Below are 17,692 nucleotides of genomic sequence, written 5' to 3'. Positions count from 1 at the left end.
CGGCAAGGTGGGAACCAAGCATTATAGCCCATCTGCGCAGCCGTGGCCAGCCGGCCATGGGAGCCGCTCAGGCGCGGGCGATCCAGCTCTGCTGGCGGGCCAGGCGCTGCACCCCGCGCCAGTCGGCGCACTGGGCCGCCACGCGCGGCCAGACGCGCAGCAACAGCTCGCATTCGGCCAGGGTGTCGGCCGCGGCCTGGTGACGCACCGCGCATTCGATGCCGAAGTGCCGCATCCACTCGTCCAGGGAGCGGGCCCGCACCTTTTCGTGCGTGACGGCGCACAGGTGCTCGATGTCCACCCAGGGGTTGGGCAGCGTGCGCCCGAGGTAGTGGCGCATGTGACGGGTGATCATGGCCTGGTCGAAGGCCGCGTGGAAGGCCAGCAGAGGCGACTGCCAGACAAAACCGGCAAAGGCCTCCAGGGCGGCGTCGGGCGCCATGCCCTCGCGCTGGCGCTGCACACCGATGCCATGCAGCAGGATATTGTCCTTGGCCTCCGTCACCTGCTCCTGGCGCAGCACGACCTCGAAGCTGTCACCCAGGTCCACACTCAGGCGGCGGCGCTTCCAGTCCACGCGCAGGGCAATGGCGGCGATGGCCAACAGGCGATCATGGTGCGGATCCAGCCCGCTGGTTTCCACGTCCAGCATGACCCAGCGCGCCTCGTTCACCGGGGTACGGGCCCGTGCTCCGGGCAGCCAGTCCAGCAGGCTCATCGTTCGTAGTCCAGCTGGATGCGCTGCTGCAGGGTGCGCGCCACACGGAAGGCTTCCTTGAGGATGCGGCGGTCAATGTCGTTGAGGCTGTCGACCCGGATGTGGTTGGGCTGGTCGCCGGTGGCCGTTCCCTCCAGCTGGATCTGCAGGCGCAGCATCTGCAGGAACTCGAAGCCACGCACCCAGGCCTCGTACTCGGCGGCCTCGACGCCCAGCACCGGCCCCACGGCTTCCAGACGCTCGCGCGTGGCGGTGGCCGCCAGCCCCTGCGCCAGGCCATAAAGGCGTGCCGCATCGACGAAGAGGGCCGTGCCCTGCAGCTTGAGGTCGATCAGGCCCTGATCGTCGGCCGCGATGCCGCCCACCCAGCTCAGGGGCGGCGTGCGCGTGAGCGCGTTGAGCGCCATCTGCTTGAGGAAGCGCGGCACCCGCTGTGCCGACCGGTTGACCTCCGATCGCAGGGCCTGGGCCAGCGAGGCGTCTCCCGCCAAGGGGCGGAAGTCGAAATAGATGCTGGCGTTGAGCAGGTCCTGCGGGGCGCCGTGTTCGACCCAGTGCGAAAAACGTTCGCGCCACTCGCGCAGCGTCAGGCAGCAGTCCGGGTTGCCGGCCATGATGCCGCCCTTGCACAGCGGGTAACCACAGGCGTCCAGCGCCTGGTTGACGTCGCGCGCGAAAACCAGCACCTGCTGGCGCTGTGCGGGCGTGATGTCGTCCGGCAGGATCAGGGCATTGTCCTGGTCGGTGGCGATGGTCTGCTCGCTGCGCCCTTCCGAACCCAGCGCCAGCCAGCACAGGCGGCCCAGTTCGATGCCGTGCTGCGCCGCCTTGAGCTCCAGCAGGCGTTCGGTCAGAACATCGTTGAGGTGGCTGATGAGAGCGGTGAGCTGGCGCGCCTGCACGCCCTGGCTCAGCAGGCTGCGCGCAAAACGGCGGATGTCCTGCGCCACCAGCTTGAGCGTGTCCACGTCGGCGGCACCGCGGATCGAGGTGCTGACGTGCTTGAGGCTCAGGCGCTGCATGGCAAAAAGATCCCGCTCCGAGACGATGCCCACCACCACCCCATCGCGTGTGATGGGCACGTGGCGGATGGTGTGGCGGCTCATCAGCAGGGCCGCGTCTTCGGCCGTGTGCTCGTGCGTCAGATGGTGCACCGGCTGCACCATGACCTCCCCGATCGGCGTCTCCAGCGGCACCTGTTGCAGCGTGATCCGCCCGAGGATGTCGTCGCGCGAGAGGATGCCCAGCGGCTCGCCGCGCTCGCTGGTCACCAGCATGGAACCGATGCGGCGCTGGTGCATCTCGGTCAGCGCCTCGCGCAGCGGCGTGTGGGGCCGGCAGGTGACGGGCGTACGCGGCGTCAGATCGCCCAGACGCGTCTCCAGCGACTGCTCGGCCAGGGTGCGCGAGGAATAGGCCACCTGCAGGGCCTGGCGCGAAAGCTCAAGAAACTTGAGCACGCGCCGGTTCAGAAAATCAGCGAAAGGCACGCTCTTGAGCGCCAGCGCCTGCATGTCGCCCACGGGCAGTGCCAGGACGAAGGTATCGGCCGTGGCCTCGTAGGTCGCCGTCACGGCGCGCCTGGCGATCGCCGCGCTGATGGGAAACAGGTCACCGGTTTCGAACTGGAAGGCGCCGCCCGAGAGATCGGCCAAGCCACGCTTGCCGCTGACCGCGCCCTGGCGTATGAAAAAGAGCTGGGTGACCTCGCCGCTGGCGGGCTCGATCAGCGTCTCGCCTGGTGCGAAGTAAAGCTGTTCGGCATGGGCGAGGAAAAAATCAAGTTCCGGCGCTGCCATCTGCGAGAACGGCGTGTAGCGCGCCAGCTCCTGGCGCAGGTTCGCGAGCAGGCTGCCCGAAGGTACCTGGGCGGCCACTGAAGTCACAGAGCCGGAACTCGCCTGATTCGTCGTATTGGGTACTGCCATGGGCGGCTGCCTCCTCCTTGGTTAGCTTAGCGCAAATGCCATGAAAAAAGCCCGGCAACTTGCGTTGCCGGGCTTCATGTCCTGACTTGCGTCAGATCGTCATCAGGCCTTGCTGCCACCCAGGTTCGGGTAACGGACGTGGTCGACCAGTTCCTGAACCTTCTGGCTCGGGGCCGGCGTCACCAGGCTGACCAGGATGATCACGGCAAAACCGACCGGCACGCCGAACAGACCGGCAGAGATCGGCTGGATGTCCCACCACAACTGGATGGGCGAGGTGATGCCGAACATGCCACGCAGCCAGGGCTGGGTCATGACCATGTAGTACACGGTCGTGCCCAGGCCGGCGATCATGCCCAGCGAAGCGCCGATGTTGCTGGCGCGCTTCCAGAAGATGCCGAGGACCAGCACCGGGAAGAACGCAGCCGCCGCGAACGAGAACGCCGCGGAGACCAGGAACAGAATGTCGGCCGGCTTCTGCGCCGCCACGTAGGCCGCACACAGGGCCACGACCAGCAGCAGGACCTTGGAAATGGTCACGCGGCGGGCGGTGGAAGCGTTCGGGTCGATCATCTTGTAGTACAGGTCGTGCGACAGCGCGTTGGCAATGGTCAGCAGCAGGCCGTCGGCAGTCGACAGCGCAGCAGCCAGGCCGCCAGCGGCCACCAGGCCGGAGATCACGTAGGGCAGGCCGCCGATTTCCGGCGTGGCCAGCACCACGATGTCGCCACCGATGGACATCTCGTTGAGCTGCAGGATGTTGTCCTTGTTGATGTCCACCACGGACAGCAGCGTCGGGTCGACCCGGTTCCAGGACTGCACCCATTGCGGCAGCTGGTCGAACGGTGTGCCGATCAACACGTTGAACACCTCGAACTTCACCAGCACGGCCAGGGCCGGCGCCGTGAAGTACAGCAGGAAGATGAAGAACAGCGACCAGGTCACCGACTCACGGGCTTCGCGCACGCTGGGCACGGTGTAGTAGCGCATCAGGATGTGCGGCAACGCGGCAGTACCCACCATCAGGCAGAAGATCAGCGCCAGGAAGTTACGACGCGAAACGTCGTAGGCCTTCTGGGCTGCGGCATCACCCTTGGGGTCACCCGAGAACTGGGCCGCGTGGGGGGGCATGCCGTTGAGCGGGCGCGACTTGACGTCGGCACCAGCCTTGGCAGCGGTCCAGGCTGCCTTGGCAGCAGCAGCGTCCTTGGGCAGGGCAGCCAGGGCCTTCTCGGCGGCCGTGATGTCGGCCCCCGGTGCATTGGCGGCCTTCAGATCCGTCACTTTCTGCGCGGCAACGGCCTTGTCGGCAGCCAGCGCAGCGGCGGGATCCTTGAGCTTCTCGGCCAGGGCGGCGGAGCGCTGCTTGAAGATCTCGCGGACTTCGATTTCCTTCGGATCGTTGGTCAGCAGCTTTTCCTTGGCGGTGACCTTCTCCAGCTGGTAGCCGTAGATGGCCTGCGGGATCGGCACATTGGTCTGCTTCACGGACAGCCACACCACCGGGATCATGTAGGCCACGATCAGGATGATGTACTGCGCCACCTGGGTCCAGGTCACGGCGCGCATGCCGCCGAGGAAGGAACACACCAGGATACCGCCGAGGCCCAGGAAAATCCCGATCTCGAAAGCCACGCCGGTCAGGCGGGCGGTGATCAGGCCCACGCCGTAGATCTGCGCCACCACGTAGGTGAAGGAGCAGAGGATGGCCGCCAGGATGCCCAGGAAGCGCGGCACGTTGCCGCCATAACGCTCGCCCAGGAAGTCAGGGATGGTGAACTGGCCGAACTTGCGCATATAGGGCGCCAGGAACAGGGCCACCAGGCAGTAGCCGCCGGTCCAGCCCATGATGAAGGCCAGGCCCGCATAACCGGTCAGGTACAGGGTACCCGCCATGCCGATGAAGGAGGCGGCCGACATCCAGTCAGCGCCGGTGGCCATGCCGTTGTAGACGGCAGGCACACGACGACCGGCCACGTAGTATTCCGCGGCGTCGGTGGTACGGCTCATGATGCCGATACCGGCATACAGGCCGATGGTGGCGAGCAGGAAGATGAAGCCGATCCAGCTACGCGGCAGGCCCATCTGCTCGAGGATGGCCAGGGCCACCACGAACACCAGGAAACCACCGGTGTACCACTTGTAAACCTTGTTCAGGTTTTGCTTGAACGCCTTGGTGGCGGCAGCACTGGAGGTGCCGTCAGAGTCAGAACCAAACATTCCAGCCATGATTACTCCTCCCCTTCATGAACATCGTGCTCGATGTCCAGTTTGTTCATGTAACGGGCGTAGTAGCCGATGATCAGCACATAGATGATCAGCGAACCCTGCGCTCCCATCCAGAAGCTGAACGGCCAGCCGAAGAAATTGAAATTCAGGTCGCGGGCGAAATAGCTCACGACGAACGTCACGACGAACCAGATCGCCAGCAGGATGCCGGTGATATTCAGGTTCTTGCGCCAGTAATGGCGGTGGCTTTCGGTCAACTGCATGTTTACCTACCTCCAACAAAGTCACCCTCTCGGGCATTTCGCGATCACCACGTGTCTCACGTCGTGGCCTGCAAGCCGGATCGCGGCTTATCGTTATCCGGCCCCGGCTTGCACCGGGGCCATCAAGTACCCGCTCAGCTGGTCGACGTGGCCGGGGTTGCTCGCAACCCGGTCTCGCGTTCCAGCTGGGCGGCCACTTTCGGCTCGAAACCCTTGAGGTGGCGAATGATCTTCACCGCCTCGTCGGGCTCGTGCCGGTCCACATGAACCCGCGCCAGCTGATACCAGCCGAACGGGCTCATGGGCTGCAGTTCTGTATTGGTCTTGAGGGCCGCGACGGCTTCGTCGAAGCGGCGCGTCTGGATCAGGACCAGGGCCAGGCCATACCAGGCGCGGTCCATCTTGGGGTCGATCCCGATGACGCGGCGAAAGGCTTCCTCGGCGCGTGCGTGCTGGCCGGCTTCCTCAAGCATGTAGCCGAGGTTGAACCAGGCCGCCAGATTGTCCGCATGGCGGGCCGCCAGCTGCTCCTGCGCGGCCAGGGCCTCGGCCTTGAGGCCCTGCTGGGCCAGCACATGGGCCCGGCTGGCCAGGGCGTAGAAGTCATCGGGGCGCAAGGCCAGCATCTGTTCGAAGCGATCGAGCGCCGACGCCTTCTGGTTGAACACCAGCAGCGCGATGGCCTGCAGCTTGAGGGAGAGGTAGCTCAGGGTGGCGTTCATTTGCACAGCTCCACGCCGATCTGCAGGCAGGTCTGGATCTTGTAGATCGTGGCGCCCAGCCAGATGAAGATCAGCAGCAGGAAGGCCACCAGGGGCACGTGGCGGTCCAGCACCAGTTTGGGGGTCAGCAGCCGGGCCACGGAGACAAAGGGCCGGGTCATGATCTGCAGGATTTGATAGAACAGGTTCTGTTCTTTCTTCGCGCCGGCCAGCAGGCCCAGCAGCCACTGGCCCAAGAGGGCCAGGAGGGCGATTTCAGCAATCAGTTTGATGGTGGACGCAACAGCGAGCATGGGGACCTATCAATGCAATTGAGGGCATTGTTAGGGTGGCGCTTACGACTTTCTTACAGGACTGACCTCGGGCTGACTTTTCAAGGTCAAACCCTGACAGGGTTTTCCCGGAATTGAATAAAAAAGCGGGCCGCCCCGTGGGAGCGGCCCGCTTTTATGGCTGCAGCTTATGAATCGCCGCGAGGGGCGCTGGCCTTATTTCGCCAGGTTCTTCCAGGTCTCGACCACTGAATCGGGGTTCAGCGAGAGCGAGGTGATGCCCTGCTCGACCAGCCATTTGGCGAAGTCCGGGTGGTCGCTGGGCCCCTGGCCACAGATGCCCACGTACTTGTTCTGCTTGCGGCAGGCCGCGATGGCGCGCGCCACCATGGCTTCCACGGCCGGGTCACGCTCGTCGAAATCGGCCGCCAGCAGTTCCATGCCGGAGTCGCGGTCCAGGCCCAGGGTGAGCTGGGTCAGGTCGTTGGAGCCGATGGAGAAGCCGTCGAAGTACTCGAGGAACTCGTCGGCCAGGATGGCGTTGCTGGGCACCTCGCACATCATGATGATCTTCAGGCCGTTCTCGCCGCGCTTGAGGCCATGCTTGCCCAGCAGGTCGATCACCTTCTTCGCCTGGCCCAGGGTGCGCACGAAGGGCACCATGAGTTCGACGTTGGTCAGGCCCATCTCCTCGCGCACGCGCTTCATGGCCTCGCACTCCATGGCGAAGGCCCCGGCAAAGTCGGCGGAGAGATAGCGCGCGGCGCCCCGGAAACCCAGCATCGGGTTCTCTTCCTCGGGCTCGTAGCGGCTGCCGCCGATGAGTTTGCGGTACTCGTTGCTCTTGAAGTCCGACAGGCGCACGATGACCGGCTTGGGCCAGAAGGCCGCGGCAATGGTGGCCACGCCCTCGGCGACCTTGTCGACGTAGAAGGCGCGCGGCGAGGCGTGGCCGCGGGCCACGGACTCGACGGCCTTCTTCAGGTCGGCGTCGATGTTCGGGTAGTCCAGGATGGCCTTGGGGTGCACGCCGATGTTGTTGTTGATGATGAACTCCAGGCGCGCCAGGCCCACGCCGTGGTTGGGCAACTGGGCGAAGTCGAAGGCCAGCTGCGGGTTGCCGATGTTCATGGTGATCTTGACATCGATCTCGGGCATGGCGCCGCGCTGCACCTCGGTCACTTCCATCTCGAGCAGACCGTCGTAGATGTGGCCGGTGTCGCCCTCGGCGCAGCTCACGGTCACCAGCGTGCCGTCCTTGAGCTTCTCGGTGGCGTCACCGCAGCCGACCACGGCCGGGATGCCGAGTTCGCGCGCAATGATGGCCGCGTGGCAGGTGCGGCCGCCGCGGTTGGTGACGATGGCGGAAGCGCGCTTCATCACCGGCTCCCAGTTCGGGTCGGTCATGTCGGTCACCAGCACGTCGCCGGGCTGGACCTTGTCCATCTCGCTGATGTTGTGCACCAGGCGCACCGGGCCGGTACCGATCTTCTGGCCGATGGCGCGGCCTTCGGCCAGCACGGCACTCTGGCCCTTGAGCTTGTAGCGCATCTCGGCGGTGCCGGCGGCCTGGCTCTTCACGGTCTCGGGGCGGGCCTGCAGGATGTAGAGCTGGCCGTCGGTGCCGTCCTTGCCCCACTCGATGTCCATGGGGCGGCCATAGTGCTGCTCGATCACCAGGGCGTACTTGGCGAGCTGCTCGACGTCGGCGTCGCTCAGCGAGTAGCGGTTGCGCTGCTCGGTGGGCACGTCGATGGTCTTGACCAGCTTGCCGCCGGCCTTCTTTTCCTCGGGCGTGGAGAAGACCATCTGGATCAGCTTGGAGCCCAGGTTACGACGCACCACAGCGCGCTTGCCGGCCTTGAGCATGGGCTTGTGCACGTAGAACTCGTCGGGGTTCACGGCGCCCTGCACCACCGTCTCGCCCAGGCCATAGCTGGAGGTGATGAAGACCACGTCCTCGAAACCGGACTCGGTGTCGATGGTGAACATCACGCCAGCGGCGCCCAGGTCGGAGCGCACCATGCGCTGCACGCCGGCCGACAAGGCCACGTCGGCGTGGGCAAAACCCTTGTGCACGCGGTAGCTGATGGCGCGGTCGTTGTAGAGGGAGGCGAAGACCTCCTTCATCTTGTGCAGCACTTCGTCGATGCCGTGCACGTTCAGGAAAGTCTCCTGCTGGCCGGCAAACGATGCATCCGGCAAGTCTTCTGCCGTGGCCGAGGAACGCACGGCAAAGGTGGCCTGCGGGTTGCCGGCGGCCAGCTTGGCGTAGTCCTCGCGGATGGCCTTTTCCAGGTCGGCCGGGAAGGGCTGGGCCTCGACCATGGCGCGGATCTCGGCGCCGACCGTGGCCAGGGCACGCACGTCCTCGGTGTCCAGGGCGTCGAGCTTGGCGTTGATGCGGTCGGCCAAGCCGCCGTGTTTCAGGAACTCACGGAAGGCGTGGGCCGTGGTGGCGAAGCCGGTGGGCACACGCACGCCCTGGGGCAGTTGCGAGATCATTTCGCCGAGGCTGGCGTTCTTGCCGCCAACCGCCTCGACGTCGGTCATCCTCAGGTTTTCAAACGGTACGACCAGGGCGGTCGGGCTGAAAAGTGCAGACATGGGAAAGCTCCAGAGTTTAAAAACCGGGGTGAACAAGCCGGCGCGATGCCGCTTGCGCCCATGCCAACGGCCAGCCTTTGCTCTTTTTCTGGTGGGGCGTTGCGTTGCATGGAAGAATCTATGGGTGAATACGCAATTTTATTCCCCCCCAGCGGAAACCATGCTGTTTTTGCATGTAACTCGATAACAATTTCCATCCACCCAGCGTCACTCGCCATGCCCAACCGCACCGTCTTTTTCATTTCCGATGGCACCGGCATCACGGCCGAGACCTTCGGCAATGCCATCCTGGCCCAGTTCGAGGTCGATCTGCACCACGTGCGCCTGCCCTTCATCGACACCGTGGACAAGGCGCACCAGGCCGTGCGCCAGATCAACCACACGGCCGAGGTCGAAGGCAAAAAGCCCATCGTCTTCACCACCCTGGCCAACGAAGAGGTTCACCGGATCATCAACGAGGGCTGCCAGGGCATGATGCTGGACATGTTCGGCACCTTCGTGAACCCGCTGGAGGAAGAACTGGGCATCAAGTCGCACCACCGCATCGGCCGCTTCAGCGACGTGAGCAAGAGCCAGGCCTACCACGACCGCATCGAGGCCATCAACTTCTCGCTGGCGCACGACGACGGCCAGTCCAACCGCGACCTGGCCAGCTCGGACGTGATTCTGGTCGGGGTGAGCCGTAGCGGCAAGACGCCGACCTCGCTGTATCTGGCCATGCAGTACGGGCTGAAGGCCTCCAACTACCCGCTGATCCCCGAAGACTTCGAGCGCCAGCACCTGCCCCCGGCCCTGGCGCCGCACAAGGCCAAGATTTTCGGCCTGACCATCAACCCCGATCGCCTGTGCGAGATCCGCAATGAGCGGCGCCCCAATTCCAAATACGCCTCACTGGAGAACTGCCGCATGGAAGTGTCCGCAGCCGAGTCGATGATGCGGCGCGCCGGCATCCGCTGGCTCTCGACCACCACCAAGTCGATCGAGGAGATCGCCACCACCATCCTGCAGGAGATCCGGCCCGAGCGGCTGAGCTACTGAACCTGCGCTTTCCTGCCCCGAAAACCGGCCGGCATCCCTGCCTGGCCGGTTTTTTTACATCCATAGCAATAAACGTAATGCGAATGATTTGTATTTGTGTATACTTCCGTACATCTTGTGTAGCAAGCCACGCTGCCGGGCCCTAGGGCCCGGGACGGTTGTAGCCAGCCATCGCTTCTTCAACCCATAGGCGCTACAACCATGACCCAACGACAACACCCCCTCAAGAAAACCCTCCCCGCCCGCGAACTGCGGGCCGCCACGACCCAGCCCCTGGCATCGGCCGCGCTGCTGCCGCTGGGCGCCATGCTGCTGGCCGGCTCCATGAGCGCACTGGCCCAGACGGCTGAAACCGACGGCAGCAAGACCCTGGGGACCGTGATCGTCAAGGAACAGGCCGAAGCACCGGAGGGCAAGGACGCCTACCGCGCCACCGAAACCGGCATCGGCAAGGGCCGGCAGCAACTGCGCGACATCCCGCAGTCGGTGACGGTGGTGACCGAAAAGCTGATCGACGACCGCAACCTCGACACCCTGAAGGAAGCCCTGAAGAACACCGCCGGCATCAGCTTCCAGGCCGCTGAAGGTGGCGAGGAAGACATCCGCCTGCGCGGCTTTTCCCTGGCCACCACGGGCGACATCTATATCGACGGCATGCGCGACCCGGCCTTCTACGACCGCGACACCTTCAACCTGGACCGCCTGGAGCTGCTGCGCGGCTCGGCCTCCATGCTGTTCGGCCGCGGCTCCACGGGCGGCGCCGTCAACCAGGTCAGCAAGGTGCCGCGCCTGATCGACGAGCACCAGGTCGACGTCACGGTGGGCAGCTACAACTACCGCCGCGTGGTGGGCGACTTCAACCTCAAGACGGACGACAGCGCGGCGCTGCGCCTGAACGTGATGGACACCAAGGCCGACAACAATGGCGCGGGCAGCAGCATCGACAAGTACGGTGTGGCCGGCACCTACCGCTGGGGCATCGGCGAACGCAACGAATACTCGGTGGGCCTGTACCACCTGACCAACAACAATGGCATCAACTACGGCATGCCGTGGATACGCCCTTATGCGGGCGCGCCCGCCTCCGAGACGACCACGCTGCCGGTCAACCCGAACAGCTACTACGGCACGGCGAGCGACTACAACAAGGGCACGGCCAACAGCCTGACCTTGTCGCACCTGCACCGCTTCGACGATGGCGCCGAGCTCAAGACCCAGGTGCGCCGCGGCGTCTACACGCGCGACCAGCGCGCCGGCACCGTGCGCATCCAGGGCAACTCGAACGCCACGCCGACGACGACCAATCTCCAGAACTTCAGCGACGCCACAGTCCTGACCCGCGGCACCCAGCTCAAGATCCAGGACCTGAACAACGTCGTGGCCCAGAGCGACTACAGCACCAAGTTCGAAGCCCTGGGCTTCAAGCATGAACTGCTCACCGGCATCGACACGGTCATGGACACCAAGACGGTCTACGCGGCCCGCTCGGCCACGCAGGGCGGCGTCACGCTGACCAAGCCCACCACCACGGTCGGCTCGCCGGACGACGGCGCCACGGTCAACGAGGCCTCGCGCGTGCTGCGCATCAACAACCAGTACGACTCCGTGGGCTGGGGGGCCTATGTGCAGGACCTGGTGCAGGTCGCGCCGAAGTGGAAGCTGCTGGGCGGCCTGCGCTTCGACCACATGATCGGCAACTACGTCACCTACGCCATCCCCACCAATGCGGCAGGCCCGGAAACCGCCACGAACTACCAGATGACCGTGGCCGGCTGGAGCCAGCGCCTGGGCGCCCTCTACCAGCCCAATGCGCTGGACTCCTACCATGTCTCCGCCGGCTCGTCCTTCAACACCTCCGGCGACACCTACTCGCTGAGCGCGCAGAACGTGGACACGGCGCCCGAGCAGAGCTACAACCTCGAGCTCGGCGCCAAGCTGGACTCGTCCGACAAGCGCTACACCACGCGCCTGGCAGCCTTCCACACCGTGAAGTTCAACGAGCGCAACACCGACCCGCTGCTCAATATCGCGGTCCTTTCCGGACGTCGCCACGTCTCCGGCCTGGAGGCCGACGTGACGGGCCGGCCGGTGCCGAAATGGGAGGTCTTCGGCTCCTTCATGTGGCTGCCCGACGCCATGATCGACGTGGGCGCCCAGGGTGCCGAGGGCCAGGGCCAGCGCCCCTCGCTCACGCCCATCTATTCCGGCACGCTGTGGAACACCTACCAGGTCACCCAGCCCCTGCGCCTGGGGGCCGGCGTGAACTTCCGCGGCGAACAGACACCGCTGCGCAACCCGGGCTGGAAAGTGCCGGCCTACGCCACGCTGGACTTGATGGCCGAATACAAGTTCAGCGAACGCTACAGCGTGAAGGGCAACATCAGCAACGTCACCGACCGCCTGTATGCCGACCAGCTGTACGACGGCCACTACATCCCCGGTGCCGGCCGACTGGTGCAACTGACCCTGTCCGCCAAGCTCTGAAACCTACCTGACCTGCGCTTGCCATGCTGCTGCACATCCCCGACATCCTGAACGCCGACGAACTCCAGCGCGCCCGCGCGCTGCTGGCCGACGCGCCCTGGACCGACGGCAGGCACAGCGCCGGCACGCAGGCCGCGCAGGTGAAGAACAACGAACAGCTGCCGCACGACTGCGAGGCGGCGAGCCAGATCCGCGCCATGGTGCTGCGCGGGCTGGACCGCAGCCCGCAGTTCTTCTCGGCCGCCCTGCCCAAGAAGGTCTTCACGCCGCGCATCAACCGCTACGGCGGCGAGGCCAACCACTACGGCAACCACATCGACAACGCCATCCGCGCGCTGCCCGACAGCGGCCAGCGCGTGCGCACCGACATCTCCTGCACCGTTTTTCTGGCCGAGCCCGACGCCTACGAGGGCGGCGAGCTCTGCATCAGCGACACCTATGGCGAACAGGCCGTCAAGCTGCCGGCCGGCCACATGGTGCTCTACCCCGGCACCAGCCTGCACCAGGTGCGCCCCGTCACGCGCGGCCACCGCCTGGCCTGCTTCTTCTGGATCGAAAGCATGGTGCGCAGCGACGAGCAGCGCCGCCTGCTCTACGAACTCGACATGAACCTGCTGCGCCTGCGCCAGCAGCATGGCGAAGGCGCCGAGACCACCGCGCTGACCGGTACGTACCACAACCTGCTGCGCATGTGGGCCGACACATGACAGGGTCACCCTCTCTCGACGCCCTGCCCGCCGGGCTCGTCAGCCTGGCCGACCACGAGGCCCATGCCCGCACGCGGCTGGACGACAAGGCCTGGGCCTATTTCAGCGGCGGCGCGGCCGACGAGCTCACGCTGGCGGCCAACCGCCGCAGCTGGGACACGCTGCAACTGCTGCCGCGGGTACTACGGCCCCTGAGCGGCGGCCACACCCGCGTGCAACTGCTGGGCCGCACCCTGGCCCACCCCATCCTGCTGGCACCAGTGGCCTTCCAGCGCATGGCGCACCCGGACGGCGAACTCGCCACGGCCCACGCCGCGGCCGCGCTCGGGGCCGGCCTGGTCCTCAGCACCCAGGCCAGCATCCCGCTGGAAACCGTGGCCCGTGCCGTGCGGGACGAAACCAGCCGCGGCCCGCTCTGGTTCCAGCTCTACCTGCAGGACGACCGTGGCTGCACACGTGAACTGGTGCAGCGTGCCGAAACCGCAGGTTACGAAGCCCTGGTGCTCACCGTGGACGCGCCGGTACACGGCGCGCGTGACCGCGAGCGCCGCGCCGGATTTGCCCTGCCCCCGGGTGTGCGCGCCGTCAACCTGGAAGGCCAGCCCCCGGCCACGCAACCCAGGCTCATGCCGGGCCAGAGCGCCCTCTTCGATGGCCTGCTGCGCCGGGCCCCGACCTGGGATGACCTGGCCTGGCTGCAGACGCAGACGCGCCTGCCTATCCTGCTCAAGGGCGTGCTGCATCCCGAAGACGCGCGCCAGGCCGCTGGCTTGAACGTCGCCGGTCTGGTGGTGTCCAACCATGGCGGGCGCACGCTGGACACCGCGCCGACCACCGCCGCCGTGCTGCCGCGCATCGCCGACGCGCTGGGCGGCACGCTGCCCTTGCTGGTCGATGGCGGCATCCGGCGTGGCACCGATGTGCTCAAGGCCCTGGCGCTCGGCGCCTCGGCCGTCCTCGTCGGCCGGCCTTACGTCTACGGTCTGGCCAACGCCGGCGCCCTGGGCGTGGCCCACGTGCTGCGCCTGCTGCGCGACGAACTCGAAGTGGCCATGGCCCTGTGCGGCTGCAGGACGCTGGAACAGATCCCGCCCGACCTGCTCTGGCCGTCATCGTGAAAAGTGTTGCCACCCATCAGATACGAATAATTCTCATTTATAATCGACACCATCATGTCCACCCTGATCCTCCTCGGCAGCCTCGCACTGGTCACGCTGGCCAGCGGCTGGATCTTCCGCAAGTAGGCAGGGGACGAAGCCCGACAATATGAACCTTGCCCAGCCAGCACTCTTCCAGCCGACCATGAACCGACGCCTGCTCATCGCCGCCAGCGTGGTGCTGCTGCACGTGGGCGTGCTGTGGGCGCTGCAAAGCGGCCTGATGCGCCGCGCCGTCGAGGTCATCATCCCCGGCGAAATCCTCAGCGAATTCATCAGCCCCCCCGCTCCCGAGGCCCAGAAACCGCAGACACCGGCCCCGCCGCGCAAGCCCGAACCGGCCCCGCCCAAAGCACAGGTACAGCCGCCGACACCTCAGCCCGTGACGGCCACGGCGCCTGCGCCAGCCGTGGCGCAGGCGGCCCCGGCGGCCATCGAGGCCAGCACCGTGGCGGCGGCGCCGGCCGCCCCGCCGGCGCCGGCACGCATCGAGCTGCCCTCCAGCGATGCGGCCTATCTGAACAATCCCAAGCCGTCCTACCCGCCGCTGAGCCGCCGCCTGGGCGAACAGGGCAAGGTGGTGGTGCGTGTGCTGATCGGTGTGGACGGCACGGCCCAGCAGGCCGAGATCCGCAGCTCCAGCGGCTACGACCGGCTGGACCAGGCCGCGCTGGCCACGGTGCGCAGCTGGCGCTACGTGCCGGGCCGGCGCAATGGTATGGCCGAGGCCATGTGGTTCAACGTCCCCATCAATTTCGTCCTCGAATAATTCTTGTTTTCCGGAGTCTCTTATGGAATCGCAATTTGGTCTGTTCAACGTCTGGGCCCAGGGTGACTGGGTCACGCGCGGCGTCGCCCTGCTGCTGCTGGGCATGTCGCTGGCCTCGTGGATGGTGATCCTGTTCAAGGCCATGGACCTCATCCGCTACAAGAAACTGGCGCGCCAGGCCGAGGGCTTCTGGCACAGCGCGGACTTTGCCGAGGGCCTGAACCGCCTGGGCCCGCAGGAAGACAACCCGTTCCGCAATCTCGCCGAGGAAGGCCGTGAGGCTGCGGCGCACCACCGCAACACCAAAGCGCAACTGCACGACAGCCTGGACATCAGCGACTGGGTCACGCGCTGCCTGCGCAACAGCATCGACCATGCCAACGCGCGCCTGCAGGGCGGTCTGGCCGTGCTGGCCTCGGTCGGCTCCACCGCCCCCTTCGTCGGCCTGTTCGGCACGGTCTGGGGCATCTACCACGCGCTGCTGAGCATCGGCGTGGCCGGCCAGGCCACCATCGACAAGGTGGCCGGCCCCATCGGCGAGGCGCTGATCATGACGGCCCTGGGACTGGCCGTGGCCATCCCCGCCGTGCTGGGCTACAACGCGCTGGTGCGCGGCAACAAGTCCGTCCAGGGCAAGCTCAACAGCTTCGCCCACGACCTGCACGCCTACTTCGTCACCGGTGCCCGCGTGGGCGGCGGCGAAGCCAAGGTCGTGCCCATGAAGAAAGCCTGATGCCATGGCCTTCGGAACCCAGGACGACACCGACGAGGTGATGAACGAGATCAACATGACGCCGCTGGTCGACGTCATGCTGGTGCTGCTCATCATCTTCATCATCACCGTGCCGGTGATGAAACACGCCGTCAACGTGGACCTGCCGCAGGCCACGAGCCAGCGCGAGGAAATCAAGCCGGAAACGCTGCGCCTGTCGGTCGACGCTGCCGGCGCCTACTACCTCAACGGCACCGCCGTCAGCGAAGAAGCCCTGCCGGCGCTGCTGCAGGCCGAGGGCGCGCGCACCCCGCAGCCCGAACTGCACATCAACGGCGACAAGGCCGTGCGCTACGAGCGCGTGGCGCAGGCCATGGCCATGGCGCACCAGGCCGGGCTGCGCAAGATCGGTTTCGTCTCCGAGCCCAAGCGCTGAGTCGGGATGCCGGCATGAGCGCAGCGACGAACAACGCCCCGCCCCCGCTCGCGCCTGCTGAACGGGGCACGGCCAGGGAAGCCACCGCGTGCATACCGCCGGGCGTGCCGCTGGACAGCGCCACCCTGCTGCAGGGCGGCAAGGCGGTCACGATCCGCCACAACGGCGAGTTCTACCGCCTGCAGGCCACACGCCAGGGCAAGCTGATCCTCACCAAATGACAAGGGGCCCGGATGGGCCCCTGGCTCCTGATGGCGAGCGCCGTTTACAGGCCGATGGCGGCAATGCCGGCGCGCGCAATCTGCGCGTCTTCCACCGACTTCACACCGCTGACGCCCACGGCGCCCAGGCACTGGCCGTCCTTCATGATCGGCACACCGCCTTCGAGCAGGCCGTCCAGGCCCGGGGCGCTGAGGAAGGACACGCGGCCGCCGTTGATCATCTCTTCGTAGATGCGGCTCTCGCGACGGCCCAGGGCCGAGGTGCGCGCCTTGGCCGGTGCGATCTGCGCGGAAATCGGGGCGGCGCCATCGAGGCGCTGCAGCCACAGCAGGTGGCCGCCGTCGTCGACGATGGAGATGCTGACAGCCCAGTTGTTCTTCAGCGCCTCGGCCTCGGCGGCGGCGGCGATTTTCTTGAGGTCTGCGAGCTGGAGGATGGATTTGGTTTGCATGGTGGGAAATGGCAAGGAAATGACAACTGCGAGCATAGCCCCAGAACCCGGGGTTTCGGCCGCCTGGCGTCGCAAAACTGCCATGACAAATACACAGGGTGTGTGGTGGATTGCAGCGGGCGACTTGAATCCGCCTAGAATGACCGCAACTGGGTGACCTCTGTTCCCAGGCTTACAAGGAGATGAAGACATGAGCGAGCAAGTTCAAACTCTCGACCCCACCAGCTACGGCCAGGTGCTCTCGCCGAGCGAACGCAACAAGGTGCTGCGCAATACCTACTGGCTGCTGGCCCTGAGCCTGCTGCCCACCGTGCTGGGTGCCTGGATCGGCGTGGCCACCGGCATCACCGCCGGCCTGACCGGCTTCGTCGGCCTGATCGTCTTCCTGGGCGGTGCCTTCGGCTTCATCTACGCCATCGAGAAGACCAAGAACTCTGCCGCCGGTGTGCCGGTGCTGCTGGGTTTCACCTTCTTCATGGGCCTGATGCTCTCGCGCCTGATCGCCATGGTGCTGGGCTTCAAGAACGGCTCCGACCTGGTCATGACCGCCTTCGCGGGCACCGCCGGCGTGTTTTTCGTCATGGCCAGCCTGGCCACGGTGATCAAGCGTGACCTCTCGGGCATGGGCAAGTGGCTGTTTGTCGGCGCCATCGTGCTGATGGTGGGCGGCATCATCAACGTCTTTGTCGGTTCGAGCACCGGCATGATCGTGATCTCCATGCTGGCCATCGGCATCTTCAGCGCCTACATGCTGTACGACATCAAACAGATCATCGACGGCGGCGAAACCAACTACATCAGCGCCACCCTGGCCCTGTACCTGGACATCCTCAATGTGTTCCAGAGCCTGCTGGCCCTGCTGGGCATCTTCGGCGGCGAACGCGAGTAAGGGCAGAACAGCCCCTGAAAAAGGCCCTGCGGGGCCTTTTTCCCATTCTGGCGGCCATGCGACACTCAATCTATCCTGGCAACTGCCG

General features: G+C 65.8%; 17 protein-coding genes. 9 read left to right on the top strand and 8 right to left on the bottom strand.

Annotated elements, in window-relative coordinates; all coding sequences use genetic code 11:
* Positions 1 to 67: 67 nt before the first annotated feature.
* The 7 genes from AO057_RS10600 to ppsA form a co-directional block, all read right to left on the bottom strand.
* Positions 68 to 718 carry a 3'-5' exonuclease gene (locus AO057_RS10600; RefSeq protein WP_057675693.1) on the bottom strand — a complete coding sequence of 217 codons (651 nt, stop codon included), beginning with the start codon at positions 716 to 718 and terminating at the stop codon, positions 68 to 70.
* Positions 715 to 2,646 carry a DUF294 nucleotidyltransferase-like domain-containing protein gene (locus AO057_RS10595; protein ID WP_057675691.1) on the bottom strand — a complete coding sequence of 644 codons (1,932 nt, stop codon included), beginning with the start codon at positions 2,644 to 2,646 and terminating at the stop codon, positions 715 to 717. The genes AO057_RS10600 and AO057_RS10595 overlap by 4 nt, the downstream gene beginning before the upstream one ends.
* Positions 2,647 to 2,748: 102 nt before the next feature.
* A complete protein-coding gene (locus AO057_RS10590) occupies positions 2,749 to 4,875 on the bottom strand; it encodes a sodium:solute symporter family protein (protein WP_057675688.1) in 2,127 nt (708 codons plus the stop codon).
* Positions 4,876 to 4,877: 2 nt separating this feature from the next.
* Complete coding sequence (locus tag AO057_RS10585; RefSeq protein ID WP_057675686.1) at positions 4,878 to 5,138, bottom strand: DUF4212 domain-containing protein; 261 nt, start codon at positions 5,136 to 5,138, stop codon at positions 4,878 to 4,880.
* Between the two features lie 134 nt (positions 5,139 to 5,272).
* Positions 5,273 to 5,860 (bottom strand): tetratricopeptide repeat protein, encoded by a 588-nt coding sequence (locus tag AO057_RS10580; RefSeq protein WP_057675684.1) that lies wholly within the window; start codon positions 5,858 to 5,860, stop codon positions 5,273 to 5,275.
* Complete coding sequence (locus AO057_RS10575; protein WP_057675682.1) at positions 5,857 to 6,153, bottom strand: hypothetical protein; 297 nt, start codon at positions 6,151 to 6,153, stop codon at positions 5,857 to 5,859. The genes AO057_RS10580 and AO057_RS10575 overlap by 4 nt, the downstream gene beginning before the upstream one ends.
* A 195-nt stretch (positions 6,154 to 6,348) precedes the next feature.
* A complete protein-coding gene (ppsA, locus tag AO057_RS10570; RefSeq protein ID WP_057675680.1) occupies positions 6,349 to 8,739 on the bottom strand; it encodes a phosphoenolpyruvate synthase in 2,391 nt (796 codons plus the stop codon).
* A 216-nt stretch (positions 8,740 to 8,955) separates the two neighbouring features.
* Between ppsA and AO057_RS10565 the strand changes: the two genes are divergently transcribed.
* The 8 genes from AO057_RS10565 to hemP all read left to right on the top strand — a co-directional run bounded on the left by AO057_RS10565 (position 8,956) and on the right by hemP (position 16,263).
* On the top strand, positions 8,956 to 9,777 hold the full coding sequence (locus tag AO057_RS10565; RefSeq protein ID WP_057675679.1) for a posphoenolpyruvate synthetase regulatory kinase/phosphorylase PpsR: 822 nt from the start codon (positions 8,956 to 8,958) through the stop codon (positions 9,775 to 9,777).
* A gap of 201 nt (positions 9,778 to 9,978) precedes the next feature.
* On the top strand, positions 9,979 to 12,261 hold the full coding sequence (locus tag AO057_RS10560) for a TonB-dependent receptor (RefSeq protein WP_082605512.1): 2,283 nt from the start codon (positions 9,979 to 9,981) through the stop codon (positions 12,259 to 12,261).
* A gap of 23 nt (positions 12,262 to 12,284) precedes the next feature.
* Positions 12,285 to 12,968: a Fe2+-dependent dioxygenase gene (locus AO057_RS10555; RefSeq protein WP_057675677.1), complete on the top strand. Its 684-nt coding sequence runs from the start codon at positions 12,285 to 12,287 to the stop codon at positions 12,966 to 12,968.
* On the top strand, positions 12,965 to 14,086 hold the full coding sequence (locus tag AO057_RS10550; RefSeq protein WP_057675675.1) for an alpha-hydroxy acid oxidase: 1,122 nt from the start codon (positions 12,965 to 12,967) through the stop codon (positions 14,084 to 14,086). The genes AO057_RS10555 and AO057_RS10550 overlap by 4 nt, the downstream gene beginning before the upstream one ends.
* Before the next feature lie 184 nt (positions 14,087 to 14,270).
* Positions 14,271 to 14,894 (top strand): energy transducer TonB, encoded by a 624-nt coding sequence (locus AO057_RS10545; protein WP_082605511.1) that lies wholly within the window; start codon positions 14,271 to 14,273, stop codon positions 14,892 to 14,894.
* A 22-nt stretch (positions 14,895 to 14,916) separates the two neighbouring features.
* The gene (locus AO057_RS10540) at positions 14,917 to 15,627 is read left to right on the top strand and encodes a MotA/TolQ/ExbB proton channel family protein (protein ID WP_057675670.1); all 711 of its coding nucleotides are present in this window, start codon (positions 14,917 to 14,919) and stop codon (positions 15,625 to 15,627) included.
* A gap of 4 nt (positions 15,628 to 15,631) precedes the next feature.
* The gene (locus AO057_RS10535; RefSeq protein WP_057675668.1) at positions 15,632 to 16,042 is read left to right on the top strand and encodes an ExbD/TolR family protein; all 411 of its coding nucleotides are present in this window, start codon (positions 15,632 to 15,634) and stop codon (positions 16,040 to 16,042) included.
* Positions 16,043 to 16,056: 14 nt separating this feature from the next.
* Entirely contained in the window at positions 16,057 to 16,263 is a 207-nt protein-coding gene (hemP, locus tag AO057_RS10530) for a hemin uptake protein HemP (RefSeq protein WP_057675666.1), read from the top strand.
* A 44-nt stretch (positions 16,264 to 16,307) separates the two neighbouring features.
* Here the strand turns inward: hemP and AO057_RS10525 are convergent, their stop codons facing one another.
* Complete coding sequence (locus tag AO057_RS10525; RefSeq protein WP_057675664.1) at positions 16,308 to 16,715, bottom strand: GlcG/HbpS family heme-binding protein; 408 nt, start codon at positions 16,713 to 16,715, stop codon at positions 16,308 to 16,310.
* 190 nt (positions 16,716 to 16,905) lie between these two features.
* Here AO057_RS10525 and AO057_RS10520 point away from each other — a divergent pair, with 190 nt between their 5' ends.
* Complete coding sequence (locus tag AO057_RS10520) at positions 16,906 to 17,604, top strand: Bax inhibitor-1/YccA family protein (protein ID WP_057675662.1); 699 nt, start codon at positions 16,906 to 16,908, stop codon at positions 17,602 to 17,604.
* Positions 17,605 to 17,692: the final 88 nt, after the last annotated feature.

The organism is Curvibacter sp. PAE-UM (assembly GCF_001432305.1).
Lineage (GTDB): Bacteria > Pseudomonadota > Gammaproteobacteria > Burkholderiales > Burkholderiaceae_C > Hylemonella.
Note: the sequence above shows the minus strand (reverse complement) of the source record. Positions and strands in the feature narration are given on the sequence as shown.